The organism is Kitasatospora sp. NPDC093679, assembly GCF_040683455.1.
Classification (GTDB): domain Bacteria; phylum Actinomycetota; class Actinomycetes; order Streptomycetales; family Streptomycetaceae; genus Kitasatospora; species Kitasatospora arboriphila.
Genome location: NZ_JBFBDW010000124.1, coordinates 1 through 1021, shown reverse-complemented (window position 1 = coordinate 1021; position 1021 = coordinate 1). Strand labels below are relative to the sequence as shown.

Here is a 1021-nt window from a genome sequence, read left to right as displayed (position 1 = left end):
CGACGACGATCTTCGCGGAGGTGGTGGCGCGGCTGGGGGCGGCCGCGTTAGAGCTTGCGAAGTCCACTGAGGACCCTTTCGAGCAGCGTGACGTCGGGCTGGTTGCCGGATTCGCCGCCGGCAGCGGGCTGGTGGATGGTGACCAGGCCGGCCTCGGCCAGGTCGGCGACGAGGATCCGGGCGACACCGAGCGGGAGGCCGAGCAGCGCGGAGACCTCGGCGACGGACTTGACGTCCGTGCAGAGCGTGCAGATCCGCTGGTGCTCGGGCAGCATCGAGGCCAGGCGGGCCGGGTCGACGCTGGCCGAGACCAGCGCCTCGATGGCCAGTTCGTACCGCGGCCGGGTGCGGCCGCCGGTCATCGCGAACGGCCGGATCAGGGGCCCGGAGTCGGAGTCGTCCTCCAGCTCCTCCACGTGGCCGGGCTCCTCGGGCGCCTGTTCAGGGAAGGGCTCGGGGCCCGGGTAGTCCTGGTACCCGGCCTCCGTCCCGTAGTGCCCCTGCTCCGGTGGCACCCCGTAGGGCTGCTGGTCGCCGTAGGGCTGGGTGAAGTACTGCTGCTGGCCCGCGGGCGCGGCGTACTGCTGCTGCTGGTACGGCTGTCCGTGGCCGACGCCGGGGGCTCCGAACGCGTCGTGGCCGGTACCGGGGTACGGGACGCCGTACTGACCGCTGCGGTCGTCTGGCGGTGTCACGGTTCCTCTCCTCACAGGGTGCGGCGGTGCGGTGCTGGCCCGGACACGGGGGTGTCCGGGCCGGTGGTGCGAAGGCCGTACAACGCCCGAACCCGAGTCCGCCGGCGGGTGCCGGAGGACTCGGGGACGGGCAATGAGGTCTTTCGAATACCAGGACGGTATCCGACGAACCGTCAGTGCAGCAGGCTGCCCTGCAGTTCTGCCCGGAGGGCGGGGGTGAGGACGGCGCCCGCGCGGTCGACGAGGAGTGCCATCTCGTAGCCGACGAGGCCGATGTCGGAGTCGGGGGCGGCGAGGACGGCGAGTGCGGAGCCGTCGCTGACCGC

General features: G+C 72.5%; 1 protein-coding gene and 1 pseudogene. Both read right to left on the bottom strand.

Going from position 1 to position 1021, the window contains the following annotated elements; all coding sequences use genetic code 11:
* Positions 1–47 precede the first annotated feature (47 nt).
* Positions 48–695, bottom strand: coding sequence for a DUF742 domain-containing protein (locus tag AB0O09_RS38750; RefSeq protein ID WP_344628580.1), 648 nt, complete (start codon positions 693–695; stop codon positions 48–50).
* A 173-nt stretch (positions 696–868) separates the two neighbouring features.
* Positions 869–1021 (bottom strand): annotated as a pseudogene (locus AB0O09_RS38745) (roadblock/LC7 domain-containing protein); the annotation flags it as partial.